At 61.5% G+C, this 24,207-nt stretch carries 25 protein-coding genes; 20 read left to right on the forward strand and 5 right to left on the reverse strand.

From position 1 onward, the window contains the following. Positions 1-210 precede the first annotated feature (210 nt). The 6 genes from KP001_RS05270 to KP001_RS05295 all read left to right on the forward strand — a co-directional run bounded on the left by KP001_RS05270 (position 211) and on the right by KP001_RS05295 (position 6,175). Complete coding sequence (locus KP001_RS05270) at positions 211-1,458, forward strand: efflux RND transporter periplasmic adaptor subunit (RefSeq protein ID WP_217288510.1); 1,248 nt, start codon at positions 211-213, stop codon at positions 1,456-1,458. Continuing rightward, positions 1,459-2,184, forward strand: coding sequence for an ABC transporter ATP-binding protein (locus tag KP001_RS05275; protein WP_275423350.1), 726 nt, complete (start codon positions 1,459-1,461; stop codon positions 2,182-2,184). Further along, positions 2,181-3,410: an ABC transporter permease gene (locus KP001_RS05280; protein ID WP_217288511.1), complete on the forward strand. Its 1,230-nt coding sequence runs from the start codon at positions 2,181-2,183 to the stop codon at positions 3,408-3,410. The genes KP001_RS05275 and KP001_RS05280 overlap by 4 nt, the downstream gene beginning before the upstream one ends. Positions 3,411-3,441: 31 nt before the next feature. Further along, positions 3,442-4,923, forward strand: a complete 1,482-nt coding sequence (locus KP001_RS05285) for a TolC family protein (protein ID WP_217288512.1) — start codon at positions 3,442-3,444, stop codon at positions 4,921-4,923. An 82-nt stretch (positions 4,924-5,005) separates the two neighbouring features. Then, positions 5,006-5,263, forward strand: a complete 258-nt coding sequence (locus KP001_RS05290) for a hypothetical protein (RefSeq protein WP_217288513.1) — start codon at positions 5,006-5,008, stop codon at positions 5,261-5,263. A 135-nt stretch (positions 5,264-5,398) separates the two neighbouring features. After that, entirely contained in the window at positions 5,399-6,175 is a 777-nt protein-coding gene (locus KP001_RS05295) for a tRNA threonylcarbamoyladenosine dehydratase (RefSeq protein ID WP_217288514.1), read from the forward strand. A gap of 228 nt (positions 6,176-6,403) precedes the next feature. Here the strand turns inward: KP001_RS05295 and KP001_RS05300 are convergent, their stop codons facing one another. Then, positions 6,404-7,297, reverse strand: a complete 894-nt coding sequence (locus KP001_RS05300) for a DUF72 domain-containing protein (RefSeq protein WP_217288515.1) — start codon at positions 7,295-7,297, stop codon at positions 6,404-6,406. A 77-nt stretch (positions 7,298-7,374) separates the two neighbouring features. Between KP001_RS05300 and KP001_RS05305 the strand changes: the two genes are divergently transcribed. Then, the gene (locus KP001_RS05305) at positions 7,375-8,031 is read left to right on the forward strand and encodes a methyltransferase (protein WP_217288516.1); all 657 of its coding nucleotides are present in this window, start codon (positions 7,375-7,377) and stop codon (positions 8,029-8,031) included. Here KP001_RS05305 and KP001_RS05310 read toward each other — a convergent pair. Then, positions 8,028-8,360: a phage holin family protein gene (locus tag KP001_RS05310; RefSeq protein ID WP_217288517.1), complete on the reverse strand. Its 333-nt coding sequence runs from the start codon at positions 8,358-8,360 to the stop codon at positions 8,028-8,030. The genes KP001_RS05305 and KP001_RS05310 overlap by 4 nt on opposite strands. A gap of 378 nt (positions 8,361-8,738) precedes the next feature. Between KP001_RS05310 and iorA the strand changes: the two genes are divergently transcribed. From iorA to KP001_RS05375, 13 genes are all read left to right on the forward strand, one after another. Next, positions 8,739-10,493, forward strand: coding sequence for an indolepyruvate ferredoxin oxidoreductase subunit alpha (gene iorA, locus KP001_RS05315; RefSeq protein ID WP_217288518.1), 1,755 nt, complete (start codon positions 8,739-8,741; stop codon positions 10,491-10,493). Beyond that, positions 10,490-11,071, forward strand: coding sequence for an indolepyruvate oxidoreductase subunit beta (locus tag KP001_RS05320; protein WP_217288519.1), 582 nt, complete (start codon positions 10,490-10,492; stop codon positions 11,069-11,071). Before iorA ends, KP001_RS05320 begins: the two co-directional genes overlap by 4 nt. Positions 11,072-11,249: 178 nt before the next feature. After that, positions 11,250-12,554, forward strand: coding sequence for a phenylacetate--CoA ligase family protein (locus KP001_RS05325; protein ID WP_217288520.1), 1,305 nt, complete (start codon positions 11,250-11,252; stop codon positions 12,552-12,554). Between the two features lie 12 nt (positions 12,555-12,566). Then, on the forward strand, positions 12,567-12,998 hold the full coding sequence (locus KP001_RS05330) for an ACT domain-containing protein (RefSeq protein ID WP_199395290.1): 432 nt from the start codon (positions 12,567-12,569) through the stop codon (positions 12,996-12,998). 393 nt (positions 12,999-13,391) lie between these two features. After that, positions 13,392-14,534, forward strand: coding sequence for an ABC transporter substrate-binding protein (locus KP001_RS05335; protein ID WP_217288521.1), 1,143 nt, complete (start codon positions 13,392-13,394; stop codon positions 14,532-14,534). Positions 14,535-14,575: 41 nt separating this feature from the next. After that, on the forward strand, positions 14,576-15,715 hold the full coding sequence (locus tag KP001_RS05340; RefSeq protein ID WP_217288522.1) for an ABC transporter substrate-binding protein: 1,140 nt from the start codon (positions 14,576-14,578) through the stop codon (positions 15,713-15,715). Positions 15,716-15,728: 13 nt separating this feature from the next. After that, entirely contained in the window at positions 15,729-16,613 is an 885-nt protein-coding gene (locus tag KP001_RS05345; protein ID WP_217288523.1) for a branched-chain amino acid ABC transporter permease, read from the forward strand. Between the two features lie 9 nt (positions 16,614-16,622). Next, positions 16,623-17,588 carry a branched-chain amino acid ABC transporter permease gene (locus KP001_RS05350; protein WP_217288524.1) on the forward strand — a complete coding sequence of 322 codons (966 nt, stop codon included), beginning with the start codon at positions 16,623-16,625 and terminating at the stop codon, positions 17,586-17,588. Continuing rightward, complete coding sequence (locus tag KP001_RS05355; RefSeq protein ID WP_217288525.1) at positions 17,581-18,333, forward strand: ABC transporter ATP-binding protein; 753 nt, start codon at positions 17,581-17,583, stop codon at positions 18,331-18,333. Before KP001_RS05350 ends, KP001_RS05355 begins: the two co-directional genes overlap by 8 nt. A 461-nt stretch (positions 18,334-18,794) precedes the next feature. Then, complete coding sequence (locus KP001_RS05360) at positions 18,795-19,538, forward strand: ABC transporter ATP-binding protein (RefSeq protein ID WP_217288526.1); 744 nt, start codon at positions 18,795-18,797, stop codon at positions 19,536-19,538. A 2-nt stretch (positions 19,539-19,540) separates the two neighbouring features. Continuing rightward, a complete protein-coding gene (locus KP001_RS05365) occupies positions 19,541-20,842 on the forward strand; it encodes a phenylacetate--CoA ligase family protein (protein ID WP_217288527.1) in 1,302 nt (433 codons plus the stop codon). 104 nt (positions 20,843-20,946) lie between these two features. Beyond that, positions 20,947-21,279 carry a c-type cytochrome gene (locus KP001_RS05370; protein ID WP_217288528.1) on the forward strand — a complete coding sequence of 111 codons (333 nt, stop codon included), beginning with the start codon at positions 20,947-20,949 and terminating at the stop codon, positions 21,277-21,279. A 326-nt stretch (positions 21,280-21,605) separates the two neighbouring features. Continuing rightward, positions 21,606-21,815, forward strand: a complete 210-nt coding sequence (locus KP001_RS05375) for a hypothetical protein (protein ID WP_217288529.1) — start codon at positions 21,606-21,608, stop codon at positions 21,813-21,815. Between the two features lie 200 nt (positions 21,816-22,015). On the opposite strand, the gene KP001_RS05380 is transcribed toward KP001_RS05375, so the two are convergent. From KP001_RS05380 to KP001_RS05390, 3 genes are read right to left on the reverse strand one after another with little or no spacing between them, the layout of a single operon-like run. Next, complete coding sequence (locus KP001_RS05380) at positions 22,016-22,396, reverse strand: pyridoxamine 5'-phosphate oxidase family protein (RefSeq protein ID WP_224956371.1); 381 nt, start codon at positions 22,394-22,396, stop codon at positions 22,016-22,018. A 19-nt stretch (positions 22,397-22,415) separates the two neighbouring features. Next, on the reverse strand, positions 22,416-22,796 hold the full coding sequence (locus KP001_RS05385; protein ID WP_217288530.1) for a VOC family protein: 381 nt from the start codon (positions 22,794-22,796) through the stop codon (positions 22,416-22,418). Between the two features lie 48 nt (positions 22,797-22,844). After that, positions 22,845-24,047, reverse strand: a complete 1,203-nt coding sequence (locus KP001_RS05390) for an MFS transporter (RefSeq protein WP_217288531.1) — start codon at positions 24,045-24,047, stop codon at positions 22,845-22,847. Positions 24,048-24,207 lie beyond the last annotated feature (160 nt).

Genomic DNA, 24,207 nt, shown 5'->3' on the forward strand with positions numbered 1-24,207 from the left:
TATGTCAAATGTGGTGTGGTGGCGGAATAGGCAGATTATTTTCATTGACCCCAGGTTCAGTGATGGTTAAAGTGACGGTTTGACTGCGGATTGCAGAAATTTCATTCGGTTCATCTTTCTTGCACATTTGGCATCTACCCTGTCGCAGGACTGGTGCTGCCAACCCGTCGATGCAGGTGCAGTCTTAAGAATCATTCAAGAGGTGGAATCGTGAAAAGAATCATAGGCGCCGTCATACTGTTGACCGTTCTGGGAGTGGCCGGCTATTTCTACTTCAAACAACCCCCCAAAGCGCAGTACAAGACGCAAAAGGTCGAGCGCGGTGCCATAACCTCCACCGTCTCCGCTACCGGTACCCTCAACGCGGTGGTCACGGTTCAGGTCGGTACCCAGGTCTCCGGGACTATCGCCAAGCTCTACGTCGACTTCAATTCGCCGGTGAAGAAGGGGCAGCCCATCGCCCAGATCGATCCCGCCCTGTTCAATTCGGCCGTGCAGCAATCGCGCGGCAACGCCCTCAACGCCGAGGCGACTCTCGCCAAGGCCAAGGTGACGGTTGCCGATGCCAAGAGGACTCTTGGACGCAACAGGGAACTGCTGAAGGAAGGGATCGTCGCTCAGAGCGATCTCGACGCTGCGCAGACCGCGTATGATTCCGCGCTTGCCGGCGTGAGGGCGGCCGAGGCATCCGTGATGCAGACTCGCGGCTCCCTGAAGCAGGCCGAGACCAACCTGAACTACTCCACCATCAGGTCCCCGGTGGATGGCATCGTCGTCTCGCGCAACGTGGACGTCGGGCAGACGGTTGCCGCCTCATTCCAGACGCCGACCCTCTTCACCATCGCCCAGGACCTCACCAAGATGCAGATCGACACGAGCGTGGACGAGTCGGACATCAGCAAGCTGAAGGTGGGGCAGAAGGCAACCTTCACGGTGGACGCCTACTCGGACCGGCAGTTCGAGGGAACCGTGGTGCAGATCAGGAACGCACCCGTCGTCACCCAGAACGTGGTCACGTACGTCACGGTCATAGCGGTGGACAACAAGGAACTGAAACTAAAGCCGGGGATGACGGCCAACGTCACAGTGGAGACGCTGAGAAAGGATAACCTGCTCAAGGTCCCGGCTGCGGCGCTCCGTTTCAAGCCGCGATCCGATAAAGAGAAGAGCGCCTCCGGGAAGGGGGGTGCCGGGAGCATGACCGGCGCAGGCGGCGGACGCGGCGCGGGGAACGGTCCCAAGGGAAAACCCGGTGGCAAGGATGGCGGACAGAAGGTCTACACCCTCGATGCCGAAGGGAAACCGTCGCCGGTCACCATCACCACCGGGATCAGTGACGGAAGTTTCGTCGAGGTGTTGAGCGGCAATCTGAAGGAAGGCGACGACGTCATCATCGAGCAGGTGAGCCAGGATAAGAAGAAAAACGGCATGAGCTCCCCCATGGGACCGAGGTTCTAAATGGACGAAGTGGTCCGTCTCAGCGACGTCGTCAAGATCTATACCATGGGAGAGGAGCGCGTCGAGGCCATGAAGGGGGTTTCCTTCACGGTGCACCGCGGCGAGTTCGTCTCCATCATGGGGGCCTCCGGCAGCGGCAAGTCCACCTGCATGAACATCCTGGGATGCCTGGACGTCCCGACGCGGGGTAGCTACTTCCTGGACGGCGTCGACGTGGGGAGGCTTTCCGCCGACGCGCTGGCCGAGGTGCGCAACAGGAAACTCGGCTTCGTGTTCCAGGGGTTCAACCTGCTGGCCCGCACCACTGCGCGGCAGAACGTGGAACTCCCCCTGGTTTACTCCCAGGTTCCCGCGGCAGAGCGCAGGGCGCGCGCACTCGAGGCGCTGGAGCGTGTGGGGCTCGCGGGAAGGGAAGGGCATTATTCGAACCAGCTTTCCGGCGGACAACAGCAGCGCGTCGCCATCGCCCGCGCCCTGGTGAACCGGCCGTCCATCATCCTGGCAGACGAGCCCACCGGTAACCTCGATTCCAGGACCACCATCGAGATCATGTCGATCTTCCAGGAATTGAACCGGCAGGGGATCACCATCATCATGGTGACCCACGAGCCCGACGTGGCCGAGTTCACTAACCGGCACATCATCTTCCGCGACGGGGAGGTCATCTCCGACCAGCCGTACCAGCCCAAGACCGCAGCCTTGCCCGCGGAGGTGCAGCACCCATGACGACCCTTTACCAAAGCCTGCTCATAGCGCTGCGCGCCCTGCGCGTCAACAAGATGCGCGCGCTGCTCACCATGCTGGGCATCATCATCGGGATCGCCGCGGTGATCGCCATGGTTGCCATCGGCGCCGGCGCGAGCAAGATGATCTCTGACCAGATCTCCAGCATCGGATCGAACCTGCTCCTGGTGCTCCCGGGATCGGTCACCTCCGGGGGGATGCGCTCCGGTTCCGGCGGAACCCAGACGCTCACCTATGACGATGCGCGTGCCATCAAGGCAGAGTGCCCGTCGGTCGGGGCGGTGGCCCCGAACGTGCGCGGCTCCGGCCAGGTGGTGTATGGCAACCAGAACTGGTCCACCGTAGTCTACGGTGTCACGCCGGAAATGGTCGACGTCCGTGACTGGACCATCGTCGGCGGCCGCAACATCACCCAGTCCGATGTCGATGGCGCCACCAAGAACTGCTTGATCGGCCAGACCGTCGCTGATAACCTCTTCGGCGGCACCGATCCGGTGGGAAAGATCATCCGGATCAAGAAGATACCCTTCGCCGTGGTCGGCGTTCTCGGGAGGAAGGGGCAGTCGCCCCAGGGGCAGGACCAGGACGACGTGATCTACGTGCCACTGCGGACCGCGCAGAGAAAGCTTTTGGGGAGCCAGTTCCCCAACGTGGTCGGCTCCATCATGGTGCAGGCCAAGGATGCCGAGGTGCTGGACAAGGCTCAGGACGAGGTCACCGAGCTTTTGAACCAGCGGCATCGGATCGGCCCCAACCGCGAGGTCGATTACACCATCAGGAACCTTTCCGAGCTTCTGGCGGTCACAGAGCAGTCCTCCAAGGTGATGTCCATCCTGCTGGGCGCAGTGGCCTCGATCTCCCTCGTGGTAGGTGGGATCGGCATCATGAACATCATGCTGGTCTCGGTGACTGAGAGGACCCGTGAGATAGGCATCCGCATCGCCATCGGAGCGAAGAAGCGTGACATACTGCTGCAGTTTCTGACCGAGGCCGTGCTCCTCACCACGTGCGGCGGCTTGATCGGGATGCTGCTCGGGGTGGCCGGAGCGAAGCTCGTGGCGAGTCTCATCGGCTGGCCTACCCTGGTCTCCGTCAACACCATCATCATAGCCTTCGCCTTCTCTGCCGGAGTGGGGGTCTTCTTCGGTTTCTACCCGGCGCGCAAGGCGGCGGCGCTGAACCCCATCGACGCACTGAGATACGAGTAGCGTTTCAACAAGCAGGTTGAAAGGATCGCTTATGAAGAAAAACAGCAAAACCGCGCTGGCCCTCTCCCTCGGCCTTGTGCTCGGCGCCACCGCCCCGGCTTTCGCCCAGCCGGCCGTCAACCTGACACTGAAAGACGCCATCAGGATGGCGTTCGAGAAGAACCTCGACCTGAAGGTGGAACTCTACAACCCCGCCATGGCCGAGGCCGACATCCGCCGCAACCTGGGGATCTACGACCCGAAGCTTACCCTGGGCGTTAACTATGAACGCAGCAACAGCAGCAACATCCTGACCTTCCGCCCGCAGCCGGTTGACCAGGTCACCGCGAGCGCCGGGGTGAGCCAGCTTCTTCCGACCGGAACGGTCGTCGGGGTGACAGCGCAGAGTGGATGGATCAGCAACTCGGCCAAGTACTACTCCAACGCCATCGACCTCTCCCTGGCGCAACCCCTGCTCAAGGGGTTCGGGCAGGAGAACACCGAACTGGCCATCAACGTCTCCCGTTTCACCAAGGGTGAGACGATGAACGTCTTCAGGACCCGGCTGAGCGACACCGTCGCCAGGGTGCGCAACGACTACTTCCAGCTCTACAACCTGCTGGAGGTGCTCGAGGTGCGCCGTACCTCGCTCGCCCTGGCCAAGCGGATTCTGCAGGACGACCAGGGGCGGGTCAAGGCGGGCGTGCTCCCCGCGTACGAACTTTTGAACTCCGAGTTCCAGGTCGCCACCCGGGAGAAGCAGGTCATCGACGCGGAGCGGGCGGTCCGGGACCAGATGGACGTGCTGCGCGTGGAACTGCAGCTTCCTCAGGACGCGGAGATCGTCCTGGCCGACCAGCCGTACCGCGGCAACTTCAACATCCTTGAGCAACAGGCGCTGAACGATGCGCTTGAAAACCGCACCGAACTGGCCACGCAGCGTGACGTCATAAAGATCAACGATCTGCAGCAGCGGGTGGCGAAAAACCAGACATTGCCCGACCTTACCCTGAACGCCAGCGTCGGCACCGGTGGCTTTGACCGCCGATTCCTGGGGGGGCTGGAGAAGACCGCCACCATCGACGAGCCGAGCTGGGGGGTGGGGCTTCAGTTCAGCTATCCGCTTGGCAACCGCAGCGCCGAGAACGACTACATAAGGAAGAAACTCGCCCTGGAGCAGGCGCAGACCCAGTTGCAAAACCTGGAATCAACCGTGGTCAGGGACGTGAAGGCGGCGCTCCGCCTGGTGGCGGCAAGCTACACCCAGCTCGACGTGACCGCGCGCGGCACCGCCTACGCCCAGGACCGGTTGCGCGCCTTCCAGAAACGGCACGACGTGGGGCTTGCCACCACCAAGGATGTCTTCGACGTGGAGAACGACCTGGTGACCGCCAAGGGGAACCAGATCCAGGCCCTGGTGGATTACAACAATTCCATCACCCAGCTCTGGCGGGTGACCGGGATGATTTTGGACCAGGAGGGGATCAACGTGACGGAGACCCAGGCCGACCACCTGTATCAAAATATGAAGTAGCCGCCGCGACCGCCCCTTGTTTGCCAGTCGCATGATACACGCTACAATTGGCGGGTGTTAAGGCGGGAGGGCGGAGGTGGCTATGCAAAGGGTGCGTTACGAGCATGTTCATCAGATCAGGTTCACGGCGGTCGGAGCCGAGACCATCGGTGACCTGATCCGGACTTTCGAGGAGAGTCTGCAGCTCTTGAAGCATTGGGACGAAAAGGGAATTCAGCTGGACCCACATGGCGTGGGGAGCAACTACGCCATCTTTTACACCTACGACGAAGCAGTGGCCAGGGAGGAGGGGTTCGAACGGATACGGACCGAGTCGGGAAACCCGCTTCCACGCCGCTGAGTGGCTGGTACGTGGGACAGTGATAAAGGGGACAGGCACCTGCGGAGCCCGTCCCCTTTTTGCTTCCATGATACGCCTCACCTGTGAGATACTTTGCCGTCACCATCTCCGCACGACGTCAAAGGCAAAGGAAACATGTCACATCTGCACCGCTTTTCCCGTACCGAACTCCTCATTGGACCCGCTGGGCTCGACAAACTGAAAAACTCAACCGTCGCCATCTTCGGCCTGGGGGGGGTAGGGAGCTACGCCGCCGAAGCGCTGGTGCGCGCAGGGGTAGGCCACCTGGTCATCGTCGATTTCGACGACATCTGCCTCACCAACGTGAACCGGCAGTTGCACGCCATGGACGGCACCGTCGGCAAGGCCAAGGCCCTGGTCATGGCCGAGCGCATGCGCCAGATCAACCCGCAGGCCGAGATCGTCCCCTACCAGGATTTCTACTCCGCCGAAAACAGCGAGTTCCTGCTCCATGATCACTACGATTATGTCGTCGATGCCATCGACCACATAACCAGCAAGCTGCACCTGATCCGCACCTGCCGCGAAAAGGACATCCCCATCATCTCCAGCATGGGGGCCGCCGCCAAGGTCGACCCGACCAAGATCGGCGTCGCCGACATTTCCCAGACCCACAAGTGCCGCATGGCGCGCTCGGTCCGCAAACTGCTGAAGAAGCAGGGGATAGAAAAGGGTGTGAAGGTCGTGTTCTCGACCGAGGAGTACCGCGAGCAGGAGGTGAAGGATGGCGGCTGCAAGGGTAACTGCATCTGCCCCAACAAGGACGACCAGAAGTTCTCGTGCGAGCACCGCCGCGTCATCCTCGGGAGCGTGTCGTTCATCCCGTCCATCTTCGGGCTCACCATGGCGGGGGTGGTGGTGAACGATCTGCTGGCGGCGCGGCCCGATTAGGGGGCGCTGCAGGGGGAGGGTGGATCATAGAATGCCCGGGGGTGTTGCTTCGGGCATTTTCTTTTTCCACCGGTGTGAAGTTCTGGCATCCGCGTTGGCGATGGTCGTGGTGTCTTGGGTATGGGGGGCGAATGATTATTCGCCCCTACAGTGGACGGGATCGCCGTCGGTTTGCGCCTTGTAGGGGCGAATAATCATTCGCCCGGTTTTCGTACCAGTGCCGGCTCCTCACGCCGGTCGCTGACAATGGCGGCGCATCTCCAGTGCGTTTTGTGCGGCATAGCCGCAGCGGCAGTTGTTGAACATGATGAACGTCGTTCGCGCCCTCTCGCCAAGCTGCAGGGCGTGCCGCGCGATCTCCTTCAGTTCCGCTTCCTGGTAGAGGTACTCGTCGCCGGGTACGTCGCTGTGCCAGCAGTCGCCGTTTCTGCCGTGCAGCCTGAGATAGGCTATGCCGGTGGTGGCGTCGGGATGGAAGGGGGCGGTGGTGAGGTTGCCGTACTGCGGCTCGTCACAGGTGATGTAGGTGATCTTGTGCTCTTTCAGGAAAGCCAGCATTTCATCCCGGTGCTGCGAGGTAAACCAGCTGCCGTGGCGGAATTCCACCGCGATGGGAAACCCTGCCACCAGTTCCTTGCAGTAGCTCAGGTAATCGAGGTTGGCCTTCTTGTAGCCGAACCAGGGGGGAAACTGGAAGATGATGAACCCCATCTTGCGCGCCTGCCGGAGCGGTTCCAGGGATGCCAAAAGCGCCTGCGCCATCGCCTTGAGCATCCCCGGCTCGGCCACGTGCAGCTCCTCCCTGCCCAGGTCCCCGGGCGCCAGCATCCCACGCAACTCTTCCGGCAGCCGGCGCGGGTCGATGTTGTGCCCGGTAAGGGCGCCGAAGGCCTTGACGTGGAAAAGGAACCCGGGCGGCGTACGTCCCGCCCAGGCCTGCGCCATATCAATGGACGGAATCTGGTAGTAGGAACTTTCGATTTCGACGGTGTCGAACTGGCGGGCGTAGAACTTGAGTCGTGCCTTGGGCGTGCCGGCGCCGCGCGGGTAGAAGGCGCCGCTTTCGATGAGGCTGCTTTCGGTCCAGGAGCAGGTGCCGATGCGGATCTTGCCTGGTGCCATGAAGCCTCCGTGCCCCCCCTATACCCTCACCCCCACCCCCTCTCCCCGCGGGAGAGGGGGGATAAGGAACCCGCGAAGTGGACCGATCTTCCAAGAACCGGCTTACCGGGCATATGCTGCCGCACTTTCCCGATGACAGCCTCTTTTGCCGCATCGCCCGCGCCGTGTGCCGGGCCGGCTGTCTCCCCAGAAAGGAGCTCTACGAGGCCTGGGAAATGGCGCGACGGGTGCACCGGCGCTTTCGAGGGGGACGGGTGGTGGATCTTGCCGCCGGGCACGGTTTGCTGGCGCAGGTGCTGCTCATCCTGGACCGCGACCTCCGGGAAGGGATCGGCGTCGACCTGCGCATCCCGCAAAGCGCCGCCCGGCTCGCCATGGAAATCCGCGCGGAGTGGCCAGGTGCGGCCGACCGGTTCTCACTCCTGGAGCGGGACTTGAACCTGGTCCAGTTGCGCCCGGACGACATCGTGGTATCCGCCCACGCCTGCGGCTCCCTTACCGATCTCGTCCTGGAGAAGGCCGCTGCGGCCCGTTGCCGTGTGGCGGTGCTCCCCTGCTGTCACGATCTGCGCGCTTGTGACGATGGCGGAGTTTCCGGCTGGCTCGATGGGCCTCTCTCCATCGACGTGACCCGGGCCGCCTGGTTGCGCTCACGCGGATACCGCGTCTACACGCAGACCATTCCGCCCGATATCACGCCGAAGAACCGCCTGTTGATGGGGGAGCCGCTCTAGAGAACCGCGTTCAGCAGGAAGTTAACCACAGACAGCACCAGGCTGAACAACAGCGCCCACAGGAATCCGTCCACCGAGAAGCCGCGCACCAAGGCGCTGGTCAACATGATGAGCAGGGCGTTGATCACGAAGGTGAGCAGCCCCAGGGTCAGGATGTTGATCGGCAGGGTGAGCAGCATCAATAGCGGCCTGATGAAGGTGTTGATGAGACCGAGCACCAGCGCGGTGATCAGCGCGGCGCCGAACCCGGAGAGGCGCACCCCCGGCAGAAGATAGGCCGTGATGACAATCGCCACGGCGTGTACCAGCCACTTCACTATGAATCCCACGTGAACCTCCCTTTAATGTGCTGACAACGACCGGGCAATTATACCCGATTCTCTCCCGCGACAAAGCACTCTCTTGCCACCCGCGATAAAGGTGGCTTGGCTTCAAATCCGCCTGTTGTTTCGCCTCCCCAAAACGATGTTCAACCTGACAGTAAACATCGCCTCAGCGGTATCTTTCAAAACTGCACAAAGCTCTCGCCCCTCCCGGAACACCAAGGGCTAAACCCGCATAAATATTGATTATAGCGATTAACTTGCTCCTATAAACAAGTTGACAGCGTGGGCAATACTCGGGTATATTTCGCCGACTCTCACATTAATAGCAAAAGGGGACGGGCACCTGACGGAGCCGGTCCGCTTAAAGAGGACACGCAACCCATGAAGGAAATACTTTCCGGCAACGAAGCCATTGCCAGAGGCGCCTACGAGGCAGGGGTGAAAGTCGCCTGCGCCTACCCGGGCACCCCTTCCACGGAGATCCTGGAAAACACCATCCGCTATAGGGAAATCGACTCATCCTGGGCCACCAACGAAAAGGTCGCCCTGGAAGTCGGCATCGGCGCCTCCTTCGTCGGCGCCAGGTCCCTGGTCACCATGAAGCACGTCGGCGTCAACGTCGCCGCCGACCCGCTGTTCACGCTCTCCTACACCGGCGTCAACGGCGGGCTGGTGCTTGTCTGCGCCGACGACCCCGAACTGCACTCCTCCCAGAACGAGCAGGATAGCCGCAACTACGCCAAGTTCGCCAAGGTCCCGATGCTCGAGCCTGCCGACTCGCAGGAGTGTCTCGAGTTCACCAAACTCGCGTACGAGATATCCGAAAAGTACGATACCCCGGTCCTGCTGCGCACTACCACCCGCATTTCGCACAGCAAATCGGTGGTGAACATGGGCGAGCGCACCGGCGCCGTCCGCGACGCGAAGATCGAGAAAAATGCGGCCAAGTTCGTCATGCTGCCGGGCAACGCACGAGTACGCCACGTGGCGGTCGAGGAACGCACCGTGCAACTCTCCAAGGACGGCTGCGGCATGCCGATCAACCGCGTGGAGATGCGCGATGGCAAGATCGGCGTCATCACGGCCGGTATCGCCTACCAGCACGTGCGCGAGGCGCTTCCCGAGGCTTCCGTGCTGAAGCTCGGCATGGTGCATCCGCTTCCCTTCGACCTGATCGGCGACTTCGCCGCCAAGGTGGAGAAGCTGTACGTGGTCGAGGAACTGGACCCGTTCATCGAGGAGCAGGTGAAGGCGATCGGAATTCCGGTTATCGGCAAGGAGATCATATCGATCTGCGGCGAACTCACCCCGGGGCGGGTGCGGAAGGCATTCGGTCTGCCGGAAAACGCCCAGAGCGCTGTGGAAAAGCTTCCGGGGCGTCCCCCCAACATGTGCCCGGGGTGCCCGCACCGCGGCGTTTTCTACACCCTCAACCAGCTGAAGGCCTACGTCTCCGGCGACATCGGGTGCTACACCCTCGGCTTCATGCCGCCCCTTTCGGCCATGGACACCTGCGTCTGCATGGGTGCCTCCATCGGCATGGCGACCGGCGCGGTCAAGGTGCTCCCCCCCGAGGAGCGCAAGAAGGTGGTCGCGGTCATCGGTGACTCCACCTTCCTGCATACCGGCATCAACGGCCTCATGGACATGGTCTACAACAAGGGGGCCGCCACCGTCATCATCCTCGACAACAGGATCACCGCCATGACCGGCCGCCAGGAAAACCCGGGCTCCGGCCATACCCTGATGAACGATCCGGCCAACGCCGTGGACTTCGAACTGCTGTGCAAGGCGATCGGCGTCAAGAACGTGCGCACCATCAACCCCCTCGACCTGGACGAGTGCCGCACCGTGATTTCCGAGGAGATGGAGCGTCCCGAGACGTCGGTCATCATCACCGACAAGCCCTGCGTACTCATCAAGAGGGAAGGTATCTTCAAGGCGGGCGCCCCGCTGCAGGTGGTCGATGAATCCTGCACCGGATGCCGTGCCTGCCTCAAGATCGGCTGCCCCGCCATCGAGTGGGTGCCCGCCAGCGGCAAGAAGGGGAAGGCGCACATCGATCCGCTTTTATGCAACGGTTGCGACGTCTGCAGCCAGCTGTGCAAGTTCTCTGCGATTCAGGAGGCAAAATGAGCGACAAGGTAACCAACATCGTCCTGGTGGGCGTGGGTGGCCAGGGCATTCTGCTCGCCGCCGAGATCCTCTCCGAGACCTTCATGCTGGCAGGCTTCGACGTCAAGAAGAGCGAGATCCACGGCATGTCCCAGCGCGGCGGCTCCGTCGTGTCCCACGTCCGTTACGGCAAGGAAGTCTTCTCCCCCATGGTCCCCGAAGGGGAGGGGGACATCCTGTTCGGCTTCGAGCTGATGGAGAGCTACCGCTACCTGTCCCTTCTGAAACCGGGCGGCACCGTCGTGGTCAACGACCTCTGCATCGCGCCCCCGTCCGTCCTTGTCGGGCAGGAACAGTACCCGGCTGACATGGCGCTGAAGATCCAGGAACTCTGCCCGGATTGCCTGCTGGTGGATGGCCAGAACCTCGCCATTCAGGCAGGCAACGCCCGCGCCGCCAACACGGTGCTGCTGGGTGCTGTTTCCAAGCGTCTGGACATCGAGGAGAAGTACTGGATCGAGGCGATCGAGAAGATGGTGCCGAAAAAGGCCCTCGCCGTGAACCTCAAGGCGTTCGAGATGGGGCGCGGTCTGAAATAACAGAACCTGATATTTAACGCAAAGCCGCAAAGACGCTAAGACACCAGGCAAAGGCAAAAAAAGAGTTTGGTTTAAACCCGTCTATAGGTTTTCTTTGCGCCTCTGCGGCTTTGCGTTAAATAGAGCCTTTGACTGACTTTGAGAGTCGGTGCTGTAAGTATCAGTTAAGGAGTGAGTCATGTTTTTCAACGAGGAATTCGAGACGCTGCCGCGGGAGGCGCTCGAGGCGCTGCAGCTTAAGAGGTTGAAGGCCATGGTGGCCCGGGTCGAGAAAAGCGTCCCCTTCTACAAGGAGGCGCTCGCCAAGGCCGGTGTCACTTCCGATTCCATCAAGTCGCTCGCGGACCTGCAGCGGCTCCCCTTCACCTACAAGCAGGACATGCGGGACTCCTACCCCTACAACCTGTTCGCGGTGCCGATGGAGGACATCGTCCGCATCCACGCCTCCTCCGGCACCACCGGCAAGCCGACCGTGGTCGGTTACACCAAAAAGGACATCGAGACCTGGAGCGAGCTGATGGCGCGCTGCTTCATGGCGGCCGGGGTGCACAAAGGGGACATCATCCACAACTCCTACGGCTACGGCCTCTTCACCGGCGGCCTGGGCGCGCACTACGGCGCCGAGCGGCTGGGGGCCTCGGTCATCCCGATGTCCGGCGGCAACACCAAGAAGCAGATCATGATCATGCAGGACTTCGGCTCGACCGTCCTCACCTGCACCCCTTCCTATTCGCTCTTCATGGCGGAGGCAGCCAAGGAGGAGGGGATCGACTTCCGCGACCTCAAACTGCGCGTCGGCATCTTCGGCGCCGAGCCCTGGTCCGAGGAGATGCGCCGGGACATCGAGGGGAAGCTGAACCTCTCCGCCGTCGACATCTATGGCCTCTCCGAGATCATGGGACCGGGCGTCGCCATCGAGTGCTGCGAGGCCAAGAAGGGTCTCCACGTCTGGGAGGACCACTTCATCCCCGAGATTATCAACCCCGAGACCTGCGAGGTGCTTCCCGAAGGGCAAATGGGTGAGCTCGTCATCACCACCATCACGAAGGAGGGGATCCCGCTTATCCGCTACCGGACCCGCGACATCACCTCCATCACCTACGAGCCGTGCGTCTGCGGCAGGACCCATGCCCGCATCGCCCGCATGAGCGGCAGAAGCGACGACATGCTGATTATCCGCGGCGTCAACGTCTTCCCGTCCCAGATCGAGGCGATCCTCATGGGGGTCGAGGGGGTCGAGCCGCATTACGTGCTCATCGTGGAAAGAAAGGACAACCTCGATACGCTCGAGGTGCAGGTCGAGGTCGGCGAGAACCTCTTCTCCGACGAGATCAAGCACCTCCAGGCGCTGTCGGCCAAGATCGAGAAGCAGATCAAGGAGATGCTCGGCGTCACCTGCCGCGTGAGGCTGGTCGAGCCCAAGAGTATCACCCGCAGCGAAGGGAAGGCGAAGCGCGTCATCGACAACAGGAACAAGGCCTAAGGAGGGAACGTCATGCACGTAGAACAGATCTCCATATTCATCGAAAACAAGTTCGGACGTCTGGCCGAGGTGACCCGCATCCTGGGCGATGCCGGGGTGAACATCCGCACCCTGTCCCTGGCGGACACCTCCGACTTCGGGATCCTGCGCCTGATCGTGAACGACACGGAAAAGGCGAGGACCGTCCTCAAGGAGCGCGGCTTCACGGTGAGCAAGACCGAGGTGGTCGCGGTCGAGATTCCGGACCGTCCCGGCGGGCTCGCCGACATCCTGCAGGTGCTGGACGCCGACGGGATCAACGTCGAGTACATGTACGCCTTCGTGGAGCGCTGCGGCGAGAACGCCGTGATGATCTTCCGCTTCGACGAGACGCAGAAGGCGATCGCCACCCTGACCGGCAAGAGCTTCAACGTGCTGCCGGGGGAGAGGCTGTACAGCATGTAGTTTTGAGCCTTTGGTCCCCTCGCCCTCCGGGAGAGGGTGGCCGGAGGCCGGGTGAGGGTGAGGCGCAGGCAAGAATCCCTCACCCCAACCCTCTCCCAGAGGGAGAGGGAGAAAGGGCGGCGTCACCGAAATTAGATGCCCTCAACCCAACCCTCTCGCAGAGGGAGAGGGTGATAAGGGCTGTAGGGGCGAATGATTATTCGCCCCTACAGGTGAGGCCGTAGACGGGGGGGATTGTGGTCGCTGTAGGGGCGAATAAATATTCGCCCAGGGCACTCGCTCCGGCCGGACCGTCGCCCGGCGGCAGCCCAGCCCGGCATGAACCGTTTCTTTAACAGCCGTAGTTCAACCTGCCGATATTCAATGTGGTTAACCAAGTAGAGGGGGCAACAGATGAGAAAGATGTTCGCTGTATTCGGTATCACCATGCTGCTTCTGTGCAGTGCCAGCGCGGCCCTCGCCGCTGCTCCGATCAAGATCGGGGCGCTCTTCGCCGTTACCGGGCCTGCTTCCTTCCTTGGCGAACCTGAAAAGAACACCCTCGAACTGCTGGTCAAGGAAGCCAACGCGAAGGGGGGCATCAACGGCTCCAAGATCGAGCTCTTCGTCTACGACACCGGCGGCGACGCCACGAAGGCGGTGCAGCTCGCCAACAAGCTGATCAAGAACGACAAGGTCGTCGCCATCGTCGGCCCCAGCACCACCGGGGAATCCATGGCCGTCATCCCGGTCGCCGAAAAGGAGCAGATCCCGCTCGTCTCCTGCGCCGCGGGCATCAAGATCACCGATCCCGTCAAAAAATGGGTCTTCAAGACCCCGGCCAACGACCACGTCGCCGCCGAGAAGATCCTGATCCAGGCCGAGAAGCTGAAGCAGAAGAACATCGCCCTGATCACCGTGTCCGATTCCTTCGGATCCTCCGGCCGGGAGCAGTTGAAGCAGATGGCGGCCAAGCGCGGCTTCAAGGTCGTGGCGGACGAGGTGTATTCCCCGAAAGACACCGACATGACCCCGCAGCTCACCAAGATCAAGGCTGCCAAGCCGGACGCCATCATCTGCTGGGGCACCAACCCCGGGCCTGCCATCATCACCCGCAATCTTCAGCAGCTCGGTATCAAGACCCAGGTCTACCAGAGCCACGGCGTGGCTTCCAAGAAGTACATCGAGCTCGCCACCCCCCAGGCCGCGGAAGGGATCATGCTTCCGGCCGGGAAGCTGGCGGTGTTCGATCTGCTGAAGCCGACCGACCCGCAGGCGAAACTGCTCAAGGACTACAACACCGACTACAAGAAGAGCTACGGCGTGGAGGCCTCCACCTTCGGCGGCTACGCCTATGACGGCTTCCAGCTCATCGCCGCGGCCATCAAAAAAGGTGCGGTCACCCCGGCGCAGATCCGCGACGGCATAGAGAAAAACGGCCGCATGGTCGGCGTGTCCGGCATCTTCAAGATGTCGCCGGCCGACCACAACGGCCTCGACCTGGGCGCCTTCGAGATGGTGCGCATCGTCAAGGGCGACTGGGTCATCGTAAAATAACGACCGGCGGCGGGAGCGCCGCTCAAAAGGGGAAGGAAATCGTGAAAAAACTTGTCTCGACTGCTTTTGCTTCGATTGCTTTGTTCTGCCTGTCCACCGCCGCACTGGCAGCTCCGCCGATCAAGATCGGCGCGCTCTTCGCCGTGACCGGCCCAGCTTCGTTTCTCGGCGAGCCTGAGCGCAACACCGCGCAGATGGTGGTAGACGAGATCAACAAGGCCGGCGGCGTCAAGGGGCGCAAGCTGGAGCTGATCACCTACGATACCGGCGGGGACGCCACCAAGGCGGTCCAGCTCGCCAACAAGCTGGTCAAGAACGACCAGGTCGTCGCCATCATCGGTCCCAGCACCACGGGCGACAGCATGGCGATCATCCCCGTCGTCGAGAAGGCCCAGGTTCCGCTCATCTCCTGCGCGGCCGGCAGCAAGATCACCGAGCCGGTGAAGAAGTGGGTGTTCAAGACCGCCCAGAACGACGGCCTTGCCGTCGCCAGGATCTACGAGCAGTTGAAGAAGGAGAAGAAGACCAAGGTGGCCATCCTCTCCGTCTCCGACGGCTTCGGTGCATCCGGGCGCGAGCAGCTCAAGGCGCAGGCGTCCCGCTACGGCATCCAGATCCTCTCCGACGACACCTATGGTCCGAAGGACACCGACATGACCGCGCAGCTCGCAAAGATCCGCGGCTCCCAGGCCCAGGCGCTCATCTGCTGGGGGACCAATCCCGGTCCCGCCGTCATCGCGAGAAACGCGAAGCAGCTCGGCCTCACCATTCCGGTGTACATGAGCCACGGCGTCTCCTCCAAGAAGTTCATCGAACTGGCCGGCGATGCCGCCGAGGGGATCAGGCTGCCGTCCGGCAAGGTGCTGGTCGCCGACCTGCTCCCCAAGAACGACAAGCAGAGGGGCTCCCTGCTCGCCTTCATCAAGGACTACCAGAACCACTTCAAGGCCGAGGGTGACCATTTCGGCGGCCACGCCTGGGACGCCGTCATGCTCCTGAAAGGCGCAATCGAGAAGGGGGGGGACACCCCGGCCGGCATCCGCAACGCGCTGGAGGCGACTCGCAACTTCCCGGGCATCGGCGGCGTGTTCAGCTACTCCGCCAAGGACCACGCCGGTCTGACCAAGGACGCGTTCACCCTGGTCGAAGTGCGCAAAAAAGACTGGGTGCTGGTCAAGTAGGTAAAGAGGATTCATGGAGCTTTTAAACCAGGTAACGCAGTTCGTCATATCAGGGCTCGCCACAGGTTCCATTTACGCCCTGATCGGCCTCAGCTTCGCCATCATCTTCAATTCGACAGGGATCATCAACTTCGCCCAGGGTGAGTTCGTAATGCTGGGCGGGGTGTTGACCATTTTCTCGCTGAACGTGCTGCAACTGCCGCTTTTGGCGGCCATCATCGTCGCGGTGGCGGTGACCACCGTAATCGGTCTTGTTTTCGAGCGGCTGGCCATCCGGCCGCTCAAAAACGCCACCCCGCTCTCGCTCATCATCATCACCATCGGCGCCAGCATCCTGATCCGTGGTTTGGTGATGCTGCTGTGGGGCAAGGACACCCAGGCGCTGCCGGCCTTCTCGGGGACCGACCCCATCAGCGTCGCAGGGGCCACCCTCTTGCCGCAGCACCTCTGGATCTTCGGCGTCACCGTCCTGGTCATCATCGGCTGCCGGCTCTTCTTCAACCACACCATCAGCGGCAAGGCCATGCGCGCCTGCTCATTCAACCCGCGCGCCGCCAACCTGGTGGGGATCAGCGTCGGGCGCATGGTGCTCTTCTCCTTCGTGATCAGCGCCGCCGTCGGTTCGCTGGCGGGCGTCATCATCGCGCCTCTCACCATGACCGCCTACGACGTCGGCGTCATGCTGGGGCTGAAGGGATTCTGCGCCGCCATCATGGGGGGGATGGGAAGCGGCCTCGGCACCGTGCTGGGGGGGCTCATCCTCGGCACCTTGGAGTCGCTTGGGGCGGGGCTCATCTCTTCGGGTTACAAGGACGCCATCGCGTTTTTCATCCTGCTCCTGATTCTTTTCATCAGGCCGCAGGGACTTTTCAAGAAGGGTGAAACAGAAAGGGTTTAAGGTTTTACTTTGAAATCGGACAGAATTAAATTTCTCGTTTTTGCCCTCGTGGTGCTGCTCATCCCTCTGCCGCTGTCGGGAGGGTATCTCACTAACGTCCTCATCTTCGTCGGGATCAACAGCGTGCTGGCCCTGGGGCTCAACCTCCTTTTGGGCTACGCCGGCCAGATATCGCTGGGGCAAGCCGCCTTCTTCGGCCTTGGCGCCTACGGTTCCGGCGTGCTGACCACCGCCTATGGCTTCAACCCGTGGCTTGCCATGATCGTGGTCGCCGCATGCGTCGCGCTTTTCGCCTTCGCCATAGGGTTCCCGGTGCTGCGCCTGAAGGGGCACTATCTCGCCATGGCCACCCTGGGCGTCGGCGTCATCGTAAACATCGCCTTAAACGAGACCGTCGATCTTACCGGCGGTCCCTCTGGCCTTTCCGGCATCCCCAACCTCGCCATCGGCAGCTTCACCTTCGACTCGGACGTGAAGAACTACTACCTGGTATGGGTCTTCGCGCTGGGGATGATCCTCCTGTCGCTGAACCTGGTCAACTCGCGTTTCGGCAGGGGGCTTCGCGCCATCCACGACTCGGAGGTGGCCGCGCGCGTCATGGGGGTCAACGCGAGGCTCATGAAGGTGCAGGTCTTCACGCTCTCGGCCTTCATGTCGGCCATCATGGGGAGCCTGTACTGCCACGTGATGACTTTCATCTCTCCCAACTCCTTCGGTTTTCATTTCTCGGTCGAGATCCTCACCATGATCGTCATCGGCGGCCTGGGAAGCGTCTACGGTTCCATCCTGGGGGCGCTGCTCTTGACCCTGCTCCCGGAGATGCTGCGCACCTTCCAGGATTACGACATCATCGTGTACGGGCTCTTGCTCATCACCATGACCATTTACCTCCCCGGCGGCCTGGTGGAGGGGATTCCTGCGCTGTTCCGGTGCCTGCTGCCGGCCAGGAAGGTGACGGAGGGGAGCGATGCTTAGCCTGAACGGAATCGGCAAGAGGTTTGGCGGGCTGACCGCGCTGGAGCAGATCAGCTTCAACGTCGGCAAGGGGTCCATCACCGGCATCATCGGGCCCAACGGCGCCGGCAAGACCACGCTCTTCAACGTGGCCACCGGGATCTATCCACCCTCGAGCGGGGCGGTCCTTCTCGAGGGTAGGGACATCTCCAAACTGCCGCCTGAAGGGCGTGCGCGGCTCGGGCTGGTGCGCACCTTTCAGAATATCGAGCTCTTCGGCAAGATGACCGTGCTGGAGAACGTCATGGTGGGCCTGCACACCCGGAGCAACTCCGGGCTTTTTGCCTGCTCCTTCAGGATGCCCTGGCAGATGAGCGAGGAGCGCCGTATCCGCGAACGGGCCATGGAGCTTCTTGAATTTGTCGGGATACCGGATCTGGCGGGTGTCCAGGCCGGGACCCTTTCCTTCGGGAAGGGGAGACTCCTGGAGATCGCCCGGGCCATGGCCCTGGAGCCGAAGCTCCTCTTGATGGATGAGCCGGCGGCTGGGCTGAACAGCAGCGAGACCGCGGAGCTGGCGGAGTTGATCAAGAGGATCCGTGACCTTGGTGTCACCGTGGCGCTGGTCGAGCACGACATGGACCTGGTCATGGACATCTGTGACCAGCTGGTGGTGCTCAACCTGGGGACCATGCTGGCCGAAGGGACGCCGAGGCAGATCCAGGACAACCCGGCCGTCATAACCGCGTACCTCGGCGAGGAATAGCTCCATCCCCTTTTCTCCGGTCCCTCTCCCTGTGGGAGAGGGTGCCCGAAGGGCGGGTGAGGGAGATGCCCCAGCGAGAGTGACGCCTGTTTGCGTCGCCCTCACCCCCAGCCCCTCTCCCAAAGGGCGAGGGGGGAATGACACGGCGAGGAGTAGTTCCATCCCCGGTCCCTCTCCCTCTGGGAGAGGGTGCCCGAAGGGCGGGTGAGGGAGATGCCCCGAGCGAGAGTGACGCCTACTTGCGTCTCCCTCACCCCCAGCCCCTCTCCCAAAGGGCGAGGGGGGAATGACACGGCGAGGAGTAGCTCCATCCCTTTATTCCGGTCCCTCTCCCTCTGGGAGAGGGTGCCCGAAGGGCGGGTGAGGGAGATGCCCCGAGCGAGAGTGGTGCCAATTTGCGTCGCCCTCACCCCCAGCCCCTCTCCCAAAGGGCGAGGGGGGACAACCAAGGACAACCGTTAATGCTAAAAATCAAGAACATCAACGCATATTACGGCAAGGTGCACGCGCTCAAGAACGTCTCGCTGCACCTGAAGGCCGGCGAAATAGTGACCCTCATCGGCGCCAACGGCGCGGGGAAAACTACGCTCCTCAATACCCTCTCCGGCATCATCCCGACGGCAAGCGGGGAGATCCTGTTGGAGGGGAACAATGTAGTCGGGCTGGCGGCCGACCGGGTGGTCTCGCTGGGCCTTTCCCAGGTGCCTGAAGGGCGCCAGGTCTTCAATCCCCTTACGGTCGAGGAAAACCTGGAGCTGGGCGCCTACTTGCGCTACCGCGCCGGCGGGCAGAGAAGCGAGATCGGCGCGGACCTGGAACGGATGTACCTGATGTTTCCGAGGCTCAAGGAGCGCCGTCGCCAGGCGGCCGGCACGCTCTCGGGCGGCGAGCAGCAGATGCTGGCCATCGGCCGCGCGCTCATGGCGCGTCCGAAGCTCTTGCTGCTGGACGAGCCGTCCATGGGGCTCGCCCCCCTGGTGGTGCAGGACATCTTCAAGGTGATCGAGCGCCTGCGCAGCGAGGAGGGGACCACCATCCTCCTGGTGGAGCAGAACGCGCGCGCAACCCTGAAGGTGGCTGACCGCGGCTACGTCCTGGAGACAGGTAAAGTGATACTTGAAGGAAAGGCGTCCGAACTGCTGGAAAACAAGGACGTGCAGCGCGCCTATCTGGGGCGCGACAAGAAAGAAATTTGGGAGAGGTAGCTATGCAGATTTGGGAGCCAGATTACGAGTGCATGCCGCGGGAGGAGATCGAGCAGCTCCAGTTGGAGCGGCTCCAGGCTACTCTGAACCGCGTTTACAAGAACGTTACCTGCTACCGCAACAGGTTCAAGGAGATGGGGATCGTCCCCGAGGACGTCAGGTCCCTCGCCGACCTGGCCAAGCTCCCGTTCACCACCAAGGAGGACCTGCGCCTCAACTACCCGTACGGCATGTTCGCGGTGCCGCTGCGCGAGGTGGTCCGCATCCATTCCTCCTCCGGCACCACCGGCAAGCCCACCGTCGTGGGCTACACCAAGCACGACCTGAAGGTCTGGTCGAGCCTCGTGGCGCGCTTCATGACCGCGGCGGGGGTCAACAGCGATGACGTGGTGCAGATCGCCTTCGGCTACGGACTCTTCACCGGCGCCTTCGGCCTGCACTACGGCTCCGAGATGATCGGCGCCTCCGTTATCCCGATGGGCGCGGGGAACACCGAGAAGCAGATCATGATCATGCAGGACTACCGCACCACCGCGCTTGTTTCCACCCCGAGCTACGCCGTCACCATCGCGGAGCGGATGGAGAAGATGGGCATCGACCCCAAGAACCTCACCTTGAAGGTCGGTCTCTTCGGCGGGGAGCCCTGGTCCGAGGCTATGCGCCGCGAGATCGAGGAGCGGCTCGGCATCACCGCCACAGACAACTACGGCCTCTCCGAGGTCATCGGCCCGGGTGTCGCCGGCGAGTGCCTGTGCAAACGCGGCATGCACATCTCCGAAGACCACTTCATCGCCGAGATCATCGATCCGGACACGGGCGCTGTGCTTCCTCCGGGGAGCGTAGGCGAACTGGTGCTCACCTCGCTCACCAAGGAAGCCTTCCCCATGGTCCGTTACCGGACCCGCGACATCACCTCTCTGGACTACGAAAAGTGCGACTGCGGCAGAACCATGGTGCGCATGAAGAAGACCATGGGGCGTTCCGACGACATGCTCATCATCAAGGGGGTCAACGTCTACCCGTCGCAGATCGAGGATGTGCTGTTCGCCATCGAGGGGTGCCAGCCGCACTACCAGTTGGTCGTGGACCGCAAAGGGGCGCTGGATACACTGGAAATCCGCATCGAGGTGACCGAAAACATCTTCTTCGACGAGATGAAGAAACAAAAGGCCTTCCTGGACAAGGTGGAGAAGAAGATCGATTCCGTGCTCGGCGTTGGGGCGGTGGTAAAACTGGTGGAGCCCAACAGCATCCCGAGGGCTGAAGGCAAAGCATGTCGCGTCATTGACAACAGAAAAATCTAGACTAGCATTGATTCCGCTTTTGCTTTCAAGCCGGGTGTCAATGACAAGGCTGCAAGCATACTCGACTGGGGCACGCCCCCCCGATACTACCAAGGAGGAATCAAATGAAGAAAGTTGCCATTTTTACTGCTGCTGTGCTGTCTATGTCGGTGATCGCTGTTCCCGCCTTCGCGGAGGCCAAGAAGGGCGAGAAGATCGACGCCAAGGCGAAGTTCGACCAGCACTGTGTCGCCTGCCACCCGAAAGGCGGCAACCTCATCAATCCCAAGAAGGGGCTGGGCAAGAAGGACCTCGCCGCCAACGGCGTCAAGACCGAGAAGGACATCGTTGCCAAGATGCGCAATCCCGGTCCGGGCATGACCAAATTCGACGCCAAGGCCGTGCCCGACGCCGAAGCCAACGCGATAGCGAAGTACATCCTGGCTACCTTCAAGTAAATCCCGTTTCAGATAGGAACCTCCATAAGCACCTGCCGGCCCCGCGCCTGCAGGTGCTTTTTTTTCCTACGGGGCAGTTGTGAGCCAGGGCATGGATGCCTCGCAGGACAGTCCACGCCCTCACGTCCCCCCTTTGCGAAGGGGGGAGACGTGATGCACCTGCAAACCTTCGTGCAACTCACAGGTGCTCTCCAGAATTCTTCAAAGAACCTGGGATGCGAGCGCTTGAGCATCTCCCCGTCAAAGAACTCTATTATTCCAAACGGCATTAATGGCCCCAGTTTTTTAAGCACACCGCCCGCCTTTTACCCCTCTCCCGAGGGGGAGTGTTGTGGACGGCGGCCAAGGCCGCCCTCGTCACCGGCATCCTGGTCGAGTTGCTGCCGGTGCGCTCTCCGTTGAAGAGGAAGGTGAGCGGGGCCCTCACCACCATCGGGGCCATCTGTCTGCGCTTTGCGCTGCTGGAAGCGGGTAAGACCGCCGCGCGTGAGCCGCGGGCGACCTTCAACGTGCAGCGCAGCAGGATGCGGCGCTGAGGGTGGCAGGTAAGGGTCGGCATAAGCAAAGAGCGCCGCAGAAAAACTGCGGCGCTCTTTTTTGTTCACTCGGGAAGTCCACTTTCCCCTCAGAGAAGGTGCCGGGAGGGGGCGGGGCTTCATGCGGCACATTGCCTATTGCAGCGCCCTCACCCCCAGCCCCTCTCCCAAAGGGCGAGGGAGGATTTTTGGGGGGGTGCTTAAAGGGTCTGCTTTGCGGCAAGGATCTTGATCTCCATCACGGCCCGCGCCCACGGGAAGGCGGCTTTGGTCGAGTCGAAGGTGGGGCCGGAATGGACGATGGTTCCTGTTCCTTCCACGAAGAACCCCGTGCCGGGGCCGTGACTCCCTTCCACTTCGCGTGTGCCCAGCGTGATCAGGACTCTCGGGTTCTGGGCCAGGTTGTTCTCCGTCACGTGCATGTAGCCGACCGGTACCAGGAGCTTCCCGTCTGCGCTGATCCTCAGGTAGCTGTTCCAGGTGTTGACCATGTGCGGGCCTTCGATCCCCTGTGTCACTATGGCCACCACGCCCTCATGCGCCATCACTTCTTTCATCTTCTCAGGAATCGGGATCATCATATAGCACCTCCTTTGGTGGTTACCACTGTCTCAGTTCGATGGGGAAACCGTCGCAATCACGTATTTCGGCACGCTTGGAACTGCCGAGTGTTACCGGTCCCCAACTGGGGGTGACGCCTTTGCCGGCCAGGTAGGCGAGGGCGGCGTCCATGTCTTCCACCTCCAGCGCCATCATCCGGTAACCGGTGCCCCAGGGTTCCAGGGCGGATATGGCTGCATCCTGCACCCGCATAAGCTCGAGCACCGTGTCGCCAAGCGCGAGGTATGCGATTTCTTCCAGCGGCGCCGCGGCCACCGCCATTTTCTCCTTGATGGAAAACCCGAGAATCTCCGTATAGAACTTGATGGAGCGTTCGAAGTCGCACGGGATTATCTCAATGTGATCGATTCTTTTGAACATGATTACCTCTTTACTGGAATATCTACTTACCGTCTTACTTGTGATCGTTTATTTTGCTTCCGCTATGAGTGGGACCTCGGGCGCTTTCTCAGGCACCCGCATCCACTGTGCCGCTATGAGTGAGATGACGCCTAGCACTGTGCCGCCGATGAAAGGTATGCGGTAATCCATCATCCAGAAGTATCCCCCCAGGGCGGGCAGGAACACGGCCGCAATGTGGTTGATGGTGAACCCCACAGACATCGACGATGCGATATCAGCGGGATCGGCCACCTTCTGGAAGTACGTCCTGATCGCGACCTCGAAATTGTAGAGGATGTTGTCCAGTATGTACATGAGCATGACCAGATTTTTGGATGTGGTGAACGCGTAGACCAGGAAGATGACGATGACGCCCGAATACTCGATGGAGGAGATGGTGCGCTCGCCGAAGTGGTTGATCGCTTTGCCGATCAGTGAGTTGAGGATGTAGGCCACCACGTTGTTCACGATGAAGAGGATGGTCATCTCGCGCACCGTGAAATGGAACACCTGGACCAGGAGCAGGATGGAGAAGACCACGAAGATCTGGCGCCGGGCGCCGGAGAGAAGCGTCAAAAGATAAAAGAGCGAATACCGGCGGCGCAGGATCATCTTCTTGCGCTGCGGCACGATCCCGGCGTGGGTGGGGTTTTGGAACAGCCCCCAGATCCCGGCTGCGAGGACCAGGGCGCCGATGGCGAGATACATCTCGCGGTACTGCGCCACTCCGCTCAGGCAGTACACGATGATCCCCGCCACTACGCTCGACACCGCTGCGAGCGCGCGCAGCCGGCCGAAGATGAGCGGCGACAGCGCCGTCGAAAAATACTGCAGCGTGAGGGACTGGTTGGTGCTCTCGTAGTAGTGGAATCCGAAGCTCATCACCACGGTGGTGAAGATGACCCATCCGTAGGAGGGGATCAGCGCCGTGATGCCGGTGCCGAGCCCAAGTAGCGCCACCGAAAGCGCCGCCAGCTTGTGCTCGCGTACCAGCAGCAGGACGAACACCACCAGGAGCGACAAGAGACCCGGGATCTCGCGCACGGACTGGGTCACGCCCACCTGGCTTCCGTTCAGATGAACCATTTCGGCGGCGAAGTTGTTGAAAAGGATGGTATATCCCTGCAGCCCGATGGTCGAGGCGGCGGTGAGCACCACCAGAAAGCGCAACATCGGGCGCTGTTCCGAGGCCAAAAGCCCCATGTCGAATTTTCCCAGTACACCTTTCATGCGAGACTCCGGTTGTGAATGCTACCTGCGGCACCCGTCGCCGCGCAGAGCGCTATCTTTAGCACCGATGGTCTCCGCTGTACATACTGCTTTCTCTAATGATCGCGAGACGGCTTGACTTTAATGGGGCGCCAGCTACTTTTTATGGATGTTTTTCAAC

The organism is Geomonas subterranea (genome assembly GCF_019063845.1).
Lineage (GTDB): Bacteria > Desulfobacterota > Desulfuromonadia > Geobacterales > Geobacteraceae > Geomonas > Geomonas subterranea.

Coding starts and splice junctions, on each gene's coding strand:
- KP001_RS05390 (WP_217288531.1), bottom strand. CDS start 24,047: ATGAAAGGTGTACTGGGAAAATTCGACATGGGGCTTTTGGCCTCGGAA.
- KP001_RS05345 (WP_217288523.1), top strand. CDS start 15,729: ATGGAGCTTTTAAACCAGGTAACGCAGTTCGTCATATCAGGGCTCGCC.
- KP001_RS05330 (WP_199395290.1), top strand. CDS start 12,567: ATGCACGTAGAACAGATCTCCATATTCATCGAAAACAAGTTCGGACGT.
- iorA (WP_217288518.1), top strand. CDS start 8,739: ATGAAGGAAATACTTTCCGGCAACGAAGCCATTGCCAGAGGCGCCTAC.
- KP001_RS05320 (WP_217288519.1), top strand. CDS start 10,490: ATGAGCGACAAGGTAACCAACATCGTCCTGGTGGGCGTGGGTGGCCAG.
- KP001_RS05335 (WP_217288521.1), top strand. CDS start 13,392: ATGAGAAAGATGTTCGCTGTATTCGGTATCACCATGCTGCTTCTGTGC.
- KP001_RS05285 (WP_217288512.1), top strand. CDS start 3,442: ATGAAGAAAAACAGCAAAACCGCGCTGGCCCTCTCCCTCGGCCTTGTG.
- KP001_RS05300 (WP_217288515.1), bottom strand. CDS start 7,297: ATGGCACCAGGCAAGATCCGCATCGGCACCTGCTCCTGGACCGAAAGC.
- KP001_RS05360 (WP_217288526.1), top strand. CDS start 18,795: ATGCTAAAAATCAAGAACATCAACGCATATTACGGCAAGGTGCACGCG.
- KP001_RS05275 (WP_275423350.1), top strand. CDS start 1,459: ATGGACGAAGTGGTCCGTCTCAGCGACGTCGTCAAGATCTATACCATG.
- KP001_RS05295 (WP_217288514.1), top strand. CDS start 5,399: ATGTCACATCTGCACCGCTTTTCCCGTACCGAACTCCTCATTGGACCC.
- KP001_RS05385 (WP_217288530.1), bottom strand. CDS start 22,796: ATGTTCAAAAGAATCGATCACATTGAGATAATCCCGTGCGACTTCGAA.
- KP001_RS05325 (WP_217288520.1), top strand. CDS start 11,250: ATGTTTTTCAACGAGGAATTCGAGACGCTGCCGCGGGAGGCGCTCGAG.
- KP001_RS05370 (WP_217288528.1), top strand. CDS start 20,947: ATGAAGAAAGTTGCCATTTTTACTGCTGCTGTGCTGTCTATGTCGGTG.
- KP001_RS05380 (WP_224956371.1), bottom strand. CDS start 22,396: ATGATGATCCCGATTCCTGAGAAGATGAAAGAAGTGATGGCGCATGAG.
- KP001_RS05290 (WP_217288513.1), top strand. CDS start 5,006: ATGCAAAGGGTGCGTTACGAGCATGTTCATCAGATCAGGTTCACGGCG.
- KP001_RS05355 (WP_217288525.1), top strand. CDS start 17,581: ATGCTTAGCCTGAACGGAATCGGCAAGAGGTTTGGCGGGCTGACCGCG.
- KP001_RS05365 (WP_217288527.1), top strand. CDS start 19,541: ATGCAGATTTGGGAGCCAGATTACGAGTGCATGCCGCGGGAGGAGATC.
- KP001_RS05280 (WP_217288511.1), top strand. CDS start 2,181: ATGACGACCCTTTACCAAAGCCTGCTCATAGCGCTGCGCGCCCTGCGC.